This is a genomic window from Bacillus sp. AG4(2022) (assembly GCF_031844465.1).
GTDB classification, from domain to species: Bacteria; Bacillota; Bacilli; order Bacillales; family Cytobacillaceae; genus Bacillus_AB; species Bacillus_AB infantis.
Map to the genome: position 1 here is coordinate 184,710 of NZ_JAUZVH010000007.1, position 11,971 is coordinate 196,680.

An 11,971-nucleotide genomic window follows, 5' to 3' on the forward strand; every position below is an offset into this window, starting at 1 on the left:
ATTTCGTATACCGAAATTTTTATTTGCTGAAAGCATTGACTGCTGCAAGCATGATAAAGGAAATGCCGATCATGACTGCCGTCCAAAGCCAGGCCATCTCCATATTGCCCGAGTCAATGGCAAAATAAATGGCCGTCGGAATCGTTTGTGTTTTGCCGGGAATATTGCCGGCAAACATCAGTGTTGCCCCAAACTCCCCAAGTGCTCTGGCAAAGCTGAGTATGGCTCCGGCTGCCAGTGCTTTGGCCGACAGCGGCAGTGCTATATAGAGAAAAACCTTCACCTCTGAAGCTCCATCAACTCTTGAAGCATCCTCTATTTCCTTCTCGATCGTTTCAAAGCCTGTCTTTGCAGACTGGTACATCAGAGGAAAGGCGACAACACTGGACGCGATTACGGCTGCCAGCCATGTAAATATAACCGGCTGCCCAATAAAGATTTCTATCGCTCTCCCAAAGAATGACTGCTTTCCAAACACGATGATCAGCAGGAATCCGACCACTGATGGGGGGAGTACGAGAGGCAGGAGGAGGATGGTTTCTATAAGCGGCTTTCCTTTAAATTTTTTAAATGCAAGCAATCTTGCCAGAAGAATGCCTGCAGCAAAAACAATGGCCAATGAAATGGCAGCCACAGAAATCGACAGCCGGACGGGCGACCAGAAATCTTCCGTCATCCTACCCTTCTCCGGCTATATTCAACTAGTTTCATTATTTTAATGCCCCCTGTATTTTCTGCTAGATTCATTATAGCCGAAAAATGAAGGCGATAAAGGGATTTTGCTTTCTGTCTCTTAAGATTTAGAGGTATTCTTTTTATAGTTTTCAGCCGAATTTGCCAAAATAAAAAAGGACAGGCAATTGCCTTGTCCTTCTATCCATTATTTATGGAAGCTTTTTAATCTTATCTTCAATGCTGATGCGCTCTTTGATAGCCGGGATTTCTTCAGGGTAGCCAAAAGCGATGATGCCGACTACTTCGCTCCCTTCCTCAACTCCGAGCACTTCCCTCGCAGCCTTTGAAGCACCAAGAGAACACCAGAAAGTCCCAACTCCCTCATCCCATGCCTGCAGCATGAAATTCTGGATAAAGCATGCAACGGCAGCTGTATTTTCAACTGTCTCCAGATCAGTTTTTCCATGCTTGACTGTGACGGCCATCACTTCCGGCGCTCCGCCAAAATCTGTTTTATGCTTCAGCTTTCCGCGTGTCTCCGGGCCGGCAAAAATAATATCCCAAGGCTCAGTCATTTTATGGTTGGGAGCAAGGCTGGCCGCTTGAAGCCACTTCATGAACAGCGCCTCATCCACTGGATCTGCTTTAAACTTTTTAATTGTTCTTCTAGTGGTAACCAATTGTTCAATATTCATTACAGCAAGCACCTCATCAATAATGATAATCATTTTCGTCAAGTTTATTATAGCAAATAATTCCTCTGATTAGAACCATAAAGCAAAAGCCCCGTACTTTTAGCAGCAGGGCTTTTGCTTTCGGAGGTATATACTTTATAGGTATGCAGGGACTTGGACAGTTATTCTAAAATTCTGCGGACCTTTTTGGCCTAGCTAGATGTTGTTATTTTTCACACTTCTGCTGTCATCCTGCTCACCATCCCACACTACACCTGCCGGCATCGCCAGAAAAACCCCGTCAGCAGACTGCTGTCCAAATCCCTGATTTTTCTTTCCATTCACGGCTTTGTTCACCGTAATATTCTGGCCAAATACTATGCCATTACCATGATCAGAACTTCTTATTGATGTCTTGCCTATGGTTACACGCGCAGGATAGAACATGCTTTTCCCCCTTTTCTTCGCAACGCCCGTTTATCATAAATTATGCTGAGCTGAATATACTTAGAAGCAAACAAAGGGGGAGATATAATTGCCGGCTCCTGCGCCATTTATCAATATCAACATCTGCGCAATCAAGATCAATTCTTTCGAGAATGCTTCCGCTGTCAATATCGGCCAGAACCTTCTTGCCGAGTGGCATAATTCGGATAAAAAGAATCAGGGCTACGGACAGAATTTTGGGGATGCAAGCGGATTTATCGGTACAAAGGGAATCGTTGATGACCGTGATCAGCTTGACTCCAATTCGACCTTCGATTCTGCGAGAATTCCAAATCTGTAGGGAGTGATGCCAGTGATATTTGCCCCCATGGTGGTAAATCTTCTCGCCTTAAAGGTCAATGTGCTTGACCATGCATCTATTGTGAATATGGGGCCGAACCAATTTATCGACCAGTTCATCTCGTATAAGAGAAACCAGGGATTTGGCGAACAAAATGGAGACGTCTCGCCTGTGAATATCCCTATATCCTGGATTGCCGATCCTGACCTGAATGATTCCAACTCAGTGAAAAACAGTGTGATATAGAAAAAGCCCGCTGGAGCGGGCTTTTTCTTATGATTCTTTCTCCTGATGGCTGGCCAGGCTTCCAATATAGGCCAGCTCATCTGCCGAATAAACATCTGCACCGCCATCCAGGATTTTTCGGACGTCAGACAGGTTTTCCTGAAGAGACACCGATTGCCCTTTTTGGCCTGTAAATGCTTCTGCTGTATAAAAAGGCTGGGTCAGATAGGCTTCCAGCAATGCCCCGCGCTGATACCCCAGTGTTTCAGAAGATGGAAGCCTCTTTATTCCCCCGGCTTGGACAAGCGCCTTTAACTCCTTATATCGGCGAAGGAGCTTTTGCGCCTTCTGCTGGATGGTCAGATGGGCCTGATCCAGATATGCCCCCTCAAGGACAGATGAGGCAGAATAAATAGGATTCACGGCAGGATATAAATGCCTGGCAGCAAGGTCGGCATCAAACTGCCATAAGGTTTCCAGCGGCCCGTAAGGAAATTCTTCATCTACTGCCTCCCCTTTTAAATCGAGGAGGAAGGTCGTTACTGAGCCCAGACCGCCAGCATCCAGCCTGCCCTGCAAATCATGTATGGTTCCGTTTACCACATGTGCTCTGTCAGCAGCAAACAGAACATCTTGATTTTTTGAATGGTCAGTGAGAAGTTGGTATGCGTCCTCAATGGTTGCGGCAGAAAAATCGGTGTTGATCAGAATATCCTGGAGTTCTGGATACTCCCCTTCCGGAATGAGCAGGATTGTCTTGTAGCCTTCCTTCTTCAGCCGGAAAAATATCTCTGTCAGGAGGACAAGCTGCCCCATTCCCGGCCTTGCGACAAGACCGGCTGTCCCTCCTTTAGCCAGTGGTGCAAACAGATCGAGCGCCTTGATCTTCGTTTCAATCATCTCTGCCTTCTCCCCTCTAATGATCAAATCATCCAGGCTGCATTCTGCCAGTTCAGCAAGCGCAGCAATTGTCCTGACCTCTGCCCTTCCTACAGGGATCTTGCCGGTGCATAAATTGGAGACTGTAGCCGGACGAAGTCCGACTGACTTGGCGGCTGCAGTTAAATTCGGGACTTTTCTCCGAAGCAAGGCAACATTCAGGCTTAAATTTTCCAAATATTCCACCTCCTTCTTAAGAGTAATATAAATTACTCTATAAAGCAACACAAACTTACTTTTAAAGGTAATTATAATTACAACGAAAACAAAATAAGAAGGCTCTCGCCTCCTCAACTCAGATAAAGAATCATATGGTCTTCGTCATAATAGTTTTCACCAATTTTCAATGCCCTTTTTTCAACACCATATACAGTAAATCCAAATGATGCATACAGCCTTTTGGCAGGCTCATTTCCACTTTCAACTGAGAGGGTGACCTGTTCTATATTATGGTCACCAGAGGCTTCAGAAAGAGCAGCTTCAATCAGCTTCCTTGCAGCTCCCCTGCCCCTATATTCAGGCTTTACGTACACGGCTGCAATTATGGCCCGATGCTTAAGCTTTAATTTAGTCTCCTTGATCAAAGCTGCCGTTCCGGCCAAAGCTCCTTTCTCAAATATGCCAAACTCTGCAGAGAGACGTGAGGCAAAACGCTTGGCGTAGAAATCGGCAGGGTTTCCGCATTCTTCTTCATAACTGGAAGCAAATGCTTCCGGTTTATTTTGCAGTGCTTCAAGCCGCAGCTTTTTGTATTCTTCTGCGTCTTCTGCCAGCAGCTTCCTGATTATCATATTTACTCCTCCTCTTTAACTGATTCAATTATGGCACAGGAAGAAGAATACCAATAGCTATTAAAAAAATGTGTCTGATTTTCTTTGAAACAGCTAAACTTCCAATCATTTTGGCATGAATAGCATATCTGAAAATAAGATAAATAATAAACAATGATCCCTGGAAACTTATAAAGCAGGTGATAGGATGGACCTCGAAAAAATGAAGCAATGGATGGAGCTTGCCCAGAAGGTGCAGGGCGGGGATTTTTGGAACCAGGTATTTGAACAGGGGCCAGGAGGCCAATTCGGGGAATCTGCGGCTTTCAACAGCTTTGCCGGCGAGCCGGGGGAAGCCGGCTACCGGAAGTCAGCCGAATTTCCGCTAGTGGATATATACGAAACAGAAACACAAATCATCCTGCTGGCAGGTCTGCCAGGCATCCAAAGGGAGGATGTCCAGCTGTTCCTCCAGGGTGACAGGCTGATCATCAGGGGAACTATTTACGTACCATACAGCGGTATAAAGAATATTCAAAAAGAAAGATTCCATGGGAATTTTGAAAGAGCTGTAAAACTTCCTGCCATTCCCAATGATAATAAACTTTCAGCAAAATTTATCAACGGCCTCCTGGAGATCAGCTACGGGAAGATCTCCCAGCCAGAGGAACAGATACCGATTGAATGAAAAACAAGGACTTAATGGTGTGGTGAGATATGGCGTTTAAACATTTACTTGGCAAGGATCACGGTGACCGTCTGGCCGGGCTTGAATCTAGGATTGAATCTCTTGAAGAAGAGTCTAAAAAAATCAGGACATGCGATGTCCATATCAGGCGTTTCCTAACCATCGAGAAAGAATTGGGCAGCCTGGTCGCCCTGAAAAAGAAATTCACAGCCCGGACACCTGCCGCTGGCATAAAACAAACCCCCGGCCCTGCTCTAGAAAATAATCAGGTTGAAAAAATGATTGATGCAGCACTCGGCCGCTGTCTCCAACAGATAGGAAACCTGGAGCAGCGTCTCCGGAATACTGAAAATGCCCTTTCCCGCCTGGAGAAAGAGAATTCAGAACTGAGGCGGGAAATCTCTGCTTTATATGCTGTCACAAAAGAAAATCCCCATGTGGACATACCTTCTGCCCAGACTGACCCCAAGAGCTCTCCGCCTGTCATTTTTCAGGAATTCCATATTGACAGGTTCATAGTCGATAAATACGAATTGACCAATAATATCAATCAGCTGGGAGTAAAGGAACTCAGCGGCCAGATGAATATCGGCGCAACCTACGGAGGCGGCATCAGTCCACAGGACTTTTCCGGCAGCGAAGAAGAAAGCTCTGACTCATTAAAGGAAAAAGAAGGCGGTGAAGAACATTCTCCAGAGTGAGTGCTCTGTTCACCGTCTTTTGCTATCTGGTCTAACAGGCTCTGAAAAACCTTCTCTTTTCACGATTTCAGCATGCTCTTTTGCCAAATTTAATAGCGGGAAGCTGCCGGCCTGGATTGCAGCCATCAGTTCACTAGCCTGATTCCTTGCAAGATTATACATTTCTCTAGTTATTATGCCGGTATTATGGGCATCCTCCAGTTCTTCTTCATCCAGCAGATATACATTTCCTGCTGGCAGTACAACGATATCCAGGAACAGATCATCCATCCAGGGAATATTTTCTTCGAGTCCAATCTCATGACAGATATCGATATACCATTGGAGAATTTCTCCGTTCTCATCCATCATGGTCGTTACCGTATAAAATTTTCCCTCCGGAAAATGCTGAAGCCAGCTGTAGCCATCGGCAGCAATGCATATCTCTTTTTCTTCGTATTTGACTGTCAGTTTTTCCGTAACTTTGATCAACTCAATGAGAGCTAAGTGGCCCGTGAATTCTTTAGCATCGAGCCAGCATTGTGAATAAGCTCTGTCGGTTACACGCTTCCATGCGCCTCTCCTTCCGTCTACCCGTTTAAGCATAAAAATTTCCTCCTTGTAAATACAGCAAAAAACTAAGTCTATTTTTATATAAATATATTCACTTTTTTTATTCTTTTGACCAGCAATCCATTCCCCTTTTCAGCATAAAGCTAGTATCCTTATGGAGGCACATACGTCCCTCTACCCAGGTTATTCCGTTTCAGTTCGTTGTACCTGATGACCGGTCTGATTATTTAGAAATGCAAAATAAGGATGAAGGAGTCCTATTGCAGATGCTGTGATGATCAATATCCCAATAAGGAGGAACATGGGCCTGACTCCCCAAAGGCTTCCCAAAAGGGTTCCTGCAAGCACTCCCAAGGGCATCGCCCCCCTGATGATGAACAGCCTGGCCGAGAAAACTTTTCCTCTCAAATAGTCTGGTACCGTCTGCTGATAGATGACTGTACTTTGTATATTGAAAAATGCCATAAAAATTCCGGCAGCTGCTTCAATCGCTACCGCGGCTGCAAGACTGGCGTTAAACGCCAGCAGGATATAAGTCGATCCTCCTGCCATTAGCGCGCCAAGGATAGAAGTGCGGCGATTGCTTATTCGCACCTTCCCGACAAGAAGCGTGCCGGCAAGATAGCCCACCGGAAAGCCCGCCATAAAGAGGCCGTAGCTGCCGTAGCTCTCTGAAAGTTCGTCAGTTATATACGGAAGATTAAGGACCATGGCGGCTCCTACCCCAAACTGGACGAAAGCAAGGAAAATCCCAAGCCACAGCAGCAGAGGGTTCCTAATATAATAGAAGATTCCCTCCTTGAATTCTTCAAGCCATGTTTTTCTGATGGTCCTTTCTTCTTCTGGTTCTGCAATAAATAAAAGAAAGCTGCCGCTTATCAGCAGAAAAATTGTCACGAGCAGCAGACTCACCTCTGTCCCTGCTCTCTCAATAACAACCCCGCCCGTCATCGGGATGATCATGGACAGCAGTCTGACTGTACCGTCGAGTACAGCGTTGGCAGACTGCAGACTGTCTCCTTTTATCAGCGAAGGAAGTAAGGCCTGGCTTGCCGGGACATAAAATGGAGACACCAGCCCTACAGCGATCTGGGCAGCGTAAATATGCCAAACTTCAAGCTGGCTGGTACTGATCATCACAAAAGGAAGAAGAAAAAAAAGACTTCTTGTCCATTGTGAGACTACCATGATCCACTTGCGGCTCCATTTGTCGATAAATGGCCCTGAAATAAGCTGAAGGATGAGGGAGGGCAGATAATACAGCAGCCACATGCTGCCAAGAGCCAGCTTTGATCCTGTCAATTCATATACCATGATCGAATTACAGAAGGTGCCGAGTGCTCCCCCTGCTTCTGAAGCGGCTGCACCTGCCCATAAATAACGGAACGGCTTCAGTTTCCAGATCATTCACATCCACCCCTCAGATACCTCTCGAGCTCTCTTCCCAAAGAAAGGACCGCTTCTTTTTTCAGCCTGTATTTATGATTGTGCACTTCTGCAAGCTTGGCTGCCCTGAGAATCTTAAGATGATGGTGTACAGTCGATTTCCCGATATTCAGCTCCTCGGTAATATCCTGCAATGGCAGGTCCTCCTTGAAAAGGAGCTTGACAATTCGTAGCCTGAATTCATCACCGAGCGCCTTTTGCTTTTGAACCAGGAAATAATCCGGACTGTCCGGCACATCAGCCGGCAGGCTGCTGTTTGAAACCGGATAATAAAATACCTTTGTGCCTTCCAGATCTGCTTCAATGGTCCAGGGACGGTACACATATTGCGGAATCAGCCTGACAGTAAAAACACCAGGCTCTGGAAGGTAGGCAATTCCCCCTGTTGCCTGTTCAGCAAGGTCTTCAGGGGACGCCCTGGCAGCCAGCAGTTTTTTGTCATGAACATCTTTTTCCAGTATCGCTGAAAGCCTGTGTTTATCCGGTACAATGGCTGCCAGGTACCAGCCTTCCATACTGGCAATAAAATGCTTCTTCAGTTTCCCTGGCGATTCCTTAAAGATATAGGCGATATATGCCGGGAAAAATTTATGCCCTTCCACATGATGGATTAATTCTTCAAGGGATTCAGCATGCCCGGAGGCTGCACGCTTCCTCGCTTCTTCTTTTTCCTGGCCCAGAAAAGGCAGACAGATCTGCTTCAGCTCTTTTCCATCCATTTTCTCTACAGCTGAAATAAATTCCTGCAGGGTGCGGGCTTCCACATGATGCAGAAGCTGAAGCAGCGACTTCCATGTATTATTCTTTTCAATATGATCCAGCTGATCCTTAAGGCCGCGAGAGGCCCCCGACCTGATTCCTGAAAGTTTTGCTGAATGCTCAAGCGTGTCAATCAGCGCCCCGTTGGTCACTGCTGCTATGCCAAGGGCGCACTCCCATAAAAGGGAATGGCTGAACTCCAGCTTGTAGCTCTCTCTCTTTCTTCCGGATAGATTAATATGTTCCATAGACATCTCCCTTACAAAGATACGGCGTATTATTAAATATTTTAAATTATCCGAAACTTTTATTCAATATATTTAGAACCGATAGTTTCAAAAATACCGAATAGTTAAAAATCAAGGCACCAGCGTATGCCGATGCCTTGAATCATATCTTTTAATAAGAAGGCTATGATACTTTATCCTACTTATAAATTTTGCCTGCTCCATCTACATAGATGGATTTAACCATACTCCTTTCAAATGCTTTACCTTGGCCGGTTTTGCCGGTAATTTGGATGGTGAGGCTGTATATGCCTTCCTCTTTGAAATCTGAAGCATCAGGAAGCCCCGCTTTTAGGCCGCGGAAGGTTGAATAGCCGTCTCCCTTGCCTTTGGTATGAATCCATTCTGTTTTGTACTTCCTGCCTGCCTGCGCACTTTTCCAGCTGTTCAGCTCTTTGCTAATCCCTGGAATGCTACTATCTCTCTCGAGGCTGACCGTATACAGAAATCCGGTGCGTCCCGTTTTGCTGCTCACAGTCCATCTGCCTGGTACAGGATTTTTTATAGTAAATTCAGTAACATATGCCCCTGAAAAAAATCCTGAAGCATCTTTATAAGTTCTGCCGGCTGTATAACTGTTGCCCTGCTCATCCACTATCACCAGGTCAGGAAGGCGTTTGCTGCTCAACACAGACACTGAGGCTGCCTTTACTTCATTTTCAATAAGAAAGGAATCTTCAAACAGCTCATCTCCCATTCCACCGTGGATGATCATGCTGTCAGCCTGGGAAAAATCCGTATCAGTTAACAAGGGGGAATAATGATCTTTTTGGAAAGAAGTAGCAGTTAAAAAGGGATTCAGCTCTGGAAATATGACAGACCCTTGCTTTATGCTTGAATGATTCCAGGAATGCTCAGCTATGACAGGGGAGCCTGAAAGCCTCGAACTGATTAGGGGGACGACGCCATCATTCCTGCCATACTGGCTCAAATACAAGCCTCCCCAATATGTTGCCGATCCAAAGCTGCCCCAGCCGGTCCCACCGATTGTGTAAAAGGGAATCCGCTGTGCGTTCGAATGGGAGTCTGTCAAACTGCGGTAATAGCTCATATATCCTGTCTGAAGTGAGGCAGTTGCATCATTGCGGGTGCCGAGGAGTTCGGAAAGCCAGCCGGCGGCACTGCTATTGGCAAGGTCTGCGAGCTGTGTGCCGCTGTGGGGAGTAGATAGGGTGATTACTCGGGAGACATAAGGATATGCTTCATTATGGACGAGGGCTGTCTGACTATCCACACCGCCCTTGCTGTAGGCGACGACTGCCAGTTTTTTCTGCCCGAAATGATAATAGATTTCTTCAAGCATGCCTGCCAGCATCATTCCGTTTTCCCACATATCCCGATCCGGATAAAGATCGGCATATGCGGTCTGATATCCATATTCCCTTGCTATTTCAGGCATATCATTTTCCTCCAGCCAGACATTCGCAGAATTGCTGTAGCCGTGGATAAATACGAGCGGCGGAAGAGCTGGATCTACTATATTGGGACTTTCTCCGGGATACCATCGCCCCGGGCTCCCCCCGCTTCCTCCGCCCCCTCCGGCAGATGATACCAGCGGAGCAGTAAAGAAAAAGAGCAACAGCATTACTGGAAGCGATTTCATAAAACCCCTCCTCCTTTCAAATTTTTCAGCTCTAGTGTAAGTTTTCCAGGCAAACAAAAAAAGAGGAGAAAGTTGGATTCTCCTCAATCAAACTGCAAATATTCTAATATATTGCCGAACGGATCTCTGAAACTTATATATTTCCCCGGCGGACAAGCTGCCGGCTCTTCCATCAGTAAATCAGCACCTTTGGATTTCAGGCGATTGACTTCATTTTCAATGTTTTCCGTTTGAAGCACTAGCACCGGCCCTGTCGCTGCCTTTCTATCTATATAATCAGCACCTTCACTTTCTTCCAGGATAATTGGCAGTTCCCCGTGTGCAAGCGACACTATTTTCGGGCCATACTGTTTGTTTACTTCGAAATCGAGTACTTCTGTATAAAACCGGAGTGCTTTTGTTAAGTCTGGTACATAAATCCCTATTGCACATAATTGAGCCATTACTGTTACCCCTTCCTTATTGGCAGCAAAGTAATCCTTTGCCGGATTCAATACTCTGCTTCAGGCTCGCCAGCATTTGGTCCCAGGCCGCTATATGCCATTGTTTTGCCTGATCCCACTGCCCGCTCTCTCCCCAGCCATCATGCTGCAGCGAGATTTGTACACCTTCCGGAATATCCTCCAGAATTACGGTTACTTTAGTCAGATTATGATCACTATTCATTAGACCGGCAAAAGCATCAGGCCCTTTCCATTCAAACATAAGCTTCTCTTCTTCTAAGATACTGAGGATTTTGCATCCTTTCGTATTCATGCTGCTCTTATCTGAGGGATTGAAATATAATTCGAACCGCCCTCCTGCTGCCGGTTCGATCACTGCTTCCGGGGCAAACCACTCGGTTATTCTATCTGATTCGGTCCACGCTCTCCAAACTAAGCTTTTGTCAGCCTGAATGATGATATCAGTTTTAATAGGCACGGCATTCTCCTCCTTTTTCCTGATTATACTGCCTTACTTTTCCTAAAAATTCTTCTAGTTTGCTTTGTTGGTTATTTTTTCAAACAGCAAGAGAGGAAGATTGATTAAGATTGGCGGATCATGGGGAAGCGGCTCCCTCAGCTGAACGGTGGCCTTGCAGTCCGTGTTTTTCTTGATTTCCACCGTTCCTTCCCATTTCCCCCTAAGGAATGTTTCCGGCTGAAAATACCTGAGGGGATTCATGCTCCACTCCAGCCCTGCTGCCAGCAGATAATAAGTTCCTTCCGGGATGTCTGTGAAAATGCATTGAGGGCTGTTATGGCTGAAAGCAGTCCCTTTGACAGGCCTCTGATCGGGAATCGGCTCAGGAAACAGTCCTGCAAAAATAATTCCCCTGAATCCCGGGGGAACCTGGATAAGACAGCTTACTTTTGCCCGGCTTCCCGGTGCCTCTGATTCCATTCTCTCAGGGAGCAGCGTTTTCGTCTCATCCATCATTTTCTGCAGCATTTCCATACTGGCTTCGTATCGTTTAGGGCTGATTCCCACATGATTTTTAAAGCGGGTTTGAAACGTACCCGGGCTAAGATACCCTGAAGCCATCATTGCCTTAGTCAGTGAAGATTTCCTTGCCAGTTCTTCCTTCCCCATCTCGATTCTCAACGCACTAAGGAAATGCCTCGGAGAGATTCCTGTCGCCTTTTTAAAGATCCTCGTGAAATGAAAAAGGCTGTAGCCTGTTAATTCGGCAAGCTCTTTTGTGGTGATCTCTTCCTCAAGATGCTGCTTCATATAATCAATCGCCTTATCTGCAGCCTTCATCTGTTCTGGGTTCATATTTTCACCTTTTTCTTTTGGCTCTAGTTTCTATTTGCTCTCTGTCCTGCAAAACCCTTTTTATCAGAGAAAAAAGTAATGAGATTTTTTATCAAAATCACAATGTG

The 11,971-nt window shown here is 45.9% G+C and carries 16 protein-coding genes; 4 read left to right on the forward strand and 12 right to left on the reverse strand.

Annotation, left to right across the window (positions count from 1 at the left end):
* Positions 1–19: 19 nt before the first annotated feature.
* From modB to Q9R36_RS19265, 3 genes are all read right to left on the reverse strand, one after another.
* The gene (modB, locus tag Q9R36_RS19255) at positions 20–676 is read right to left on the reverse strand and encodes a molybdate ABC transporter permease subunit (RefSeq protein ID WP_009793202.1); all 657 of its coding nucleotides are present in this window, start codon (positions 674–676) and stop codon (positions 20–22) included.
* 208 nt (positions 677–884) lie between these two features.
* Complete coding sequence (locus tag Q9R36_RS19260; RefSeq protein ID WP_311225739.1) at positions 885–1,370, reverse strand: nitroreductase family protein; 486 nt, start codon at positions 1,368–1,370, stop codon at positions 885–887.
* 195 nt (positions 1,371–1,565) lie between these two features.
* The gene (locus tag Q9R36_RS19265; protein WP_009793200.1) at positions 1,566–1,796 is read right to left on the reverse strand and encodes a hypothetical protein; all 231 of its coding nucleotides are present in this window, start codon (positions 1,794–1,796) and stop codon (positions 1,566–1,568) included.
* An 88-nt stretch (positions 1,797–1,884) separates the two neighbouring features.
* On the opposite strand from Q9R36_RS19265, the gene Q9R36_RS19270 reads away from it, so the two are divergent.
* Both Q9R36_RS19270 and Q9R36_RS19275 read left to right on the forward strand, forming a co-directional pair.
* On the forward strand, positions 1,885–2,136 hold the full coding sequence (locus tag Q9R36_RS19270; RefSeq protein WP_009793199.1) for a hypothetical protein: 252 nt from the start codon (positions 1,885–1,887) through the stop codon (positions 2,134–2,136).
* A 12-nt stretch (positions 2,137–2,148) separates the two neighbouring features.
* Complete coding sequence (locus Q9R36_RS19275; protein WP_022544026.1) at positions 2,149–2,382, forward strand: hypothetical protein; 234 nt, start codon at positions 2,149–2,151, stop codon at positions 2,380–2,382.
* 27 nt (positions 2,383–2,409) lie between these two features.
* Here Q9R36_RS19275 and Q9R36_RS19280 read toward each other — a convergent pair whose 3' ends face one another.
* Positions 2,410–3,477: a hypothetical protein gene (locus Q9R36_RS19280; protein ID WP_311225740.1), complete on the reverse strand. Its 1,068-nt coding sequence runs from the start codon at positions 3,475–3,477 to the stop codon at positions 2,410–2,412.
* A gap of 113 nt (positions 3,478–3,590) precedes the next feature.
* On the reverse strand, positions 3,591–4,091 hold the full coding sequence (locus Q9R36_RS19285) for a GNAT family N-acetyltransferase (protein ID WP_311225741.1): 501 nt from the start codon (positions 4,089–4,091) through the stop codon (positions 3,591–3,593).
* 187 nt (positions 4,092–4,278) lie between these two features.
* Here Q9R36_RS19285 and Q9R36_RS19290 point away from each other — a divergent pair, with 187 nt between their 5' ends.
* Positions 4,279–4,758, forward strand: coding sequence for an Hsp20/alpha crystallin family protein (locus Q9R36_RS19290; RefSeq protein WP_009793195.1), 480 nt, complete (start codon positions 4,279–4,281; stop codon positions 4,756–4,758).
* 29 nt (positions 4,759–4,787) lie between these two features.
* Complete coding sequence (locus Q9R36_RS19295) at positions 4,788–5,459, forward strand: hypothetical protein (protein ID WP_129612593.1); 672 nt, start codon at positions 4,788–4,790, stop codon at positions 5,457–5,459.
* 9 nt (positions 5,460–5,468) lie between these two features.
* Here Q9R36_RS19295 and Q9R36_RS19300 read toward each other — a convergent pair whose 3' ends face one another.
* The 7 genes from Q9R36_RS19300 to Q9R36_RS19330 all read right to left on the reverse strand — a co-directional run bounded on the left by Q9R36_RS19300 (position 5,469) and on the right by Q9R36_RS19330 (position 11,864).
* Positions 5,469–6,044 (reverse strand): ribonuclease FAU-1 family protein, encoded by a 576-nt coding sequence (locus tag Q9R36_RS19300; protein WP_129612592.1) that lies wholly within the window; start codon positions 6,042–6,044, stop codon positions 5,469–5,471.
* 150 nt (positions 6,045–6,194) lie between these two features.
* The gene (locus Q9R36_RS19305; RefSeq protein WP_306009260.1) at positions 6,195–7,418 is read right to left on the reverse strand and encodes an MFS transporter; all 1,224 of its coding nucleotides are present in this window, start codon (positions 7,416–7,418) and stop codon (positions 6,195–6,197) included.
* The gene (locus Q9R36_RS19310; RefSeq protein ID WP_311225742.1) at positions 7,415–8,464 is read right to left on the reverse strand and encodes an ArsR/SmtB family transcription factor; all 1,050 of its coding nucleotides are present in this window, start codon (positions 8,462–8,464) and stop codon (positions 7,415–7,417) included. Before Q9R36_RS19310 ends, Q9R36_RS19305 begins: the two co-directional genes overlap by 4 nt.
* Positions 8,465–8,642: 178 nt before the next feature.
* A complete protein-coding gene (locus Q9R36_RS19315) occupies positions 8,643–10,106 on the reverse strand; it encodes an esterase/lipase family protein (RefSeq protein WP_311225743.1) in 1,464 nt (487 codons plus the stop codon).
* A gap of 83 nt (positions 10,107–10,189) precedes the next feature.
* Entirely contained in the window at positions 10,190–10,549 is a 360-nt protein-coding gene (locus Q9R36_RS19320; protein ID WP_311225744.1) for a VOC family protein, read from the reverse strand.
* A gap of 16 nt (positions 10,550–10,565) precedes the next feature.
* The gene (locus Q9R36_RS19325) at positions 10,566–11,027 is read right to left on the reverse strand and encodes an SRPBCC family protein (RefSeq protein ID WP_009793188.1); all 462 of its coding nucleotides are present in this window, start codon (positions 11,025–11,027) and stop codon (positions 10,566–10,568) included.
* A gap of 54 nt (positions 11,028–11,081) precedes the next feature.
* Complete coding sequence (locus Q9R36_RS19330) at positions 11,082–11,864, reverse strand: helix-turn-helix domain-containing protein (protein WP_311225745.1); 783 nt, start codon at positions 11,862–11,864, stop codon at positions 11,082–11,084.
* Positions 11,865–11,971 lie beyond the last annotated feature (107 nt).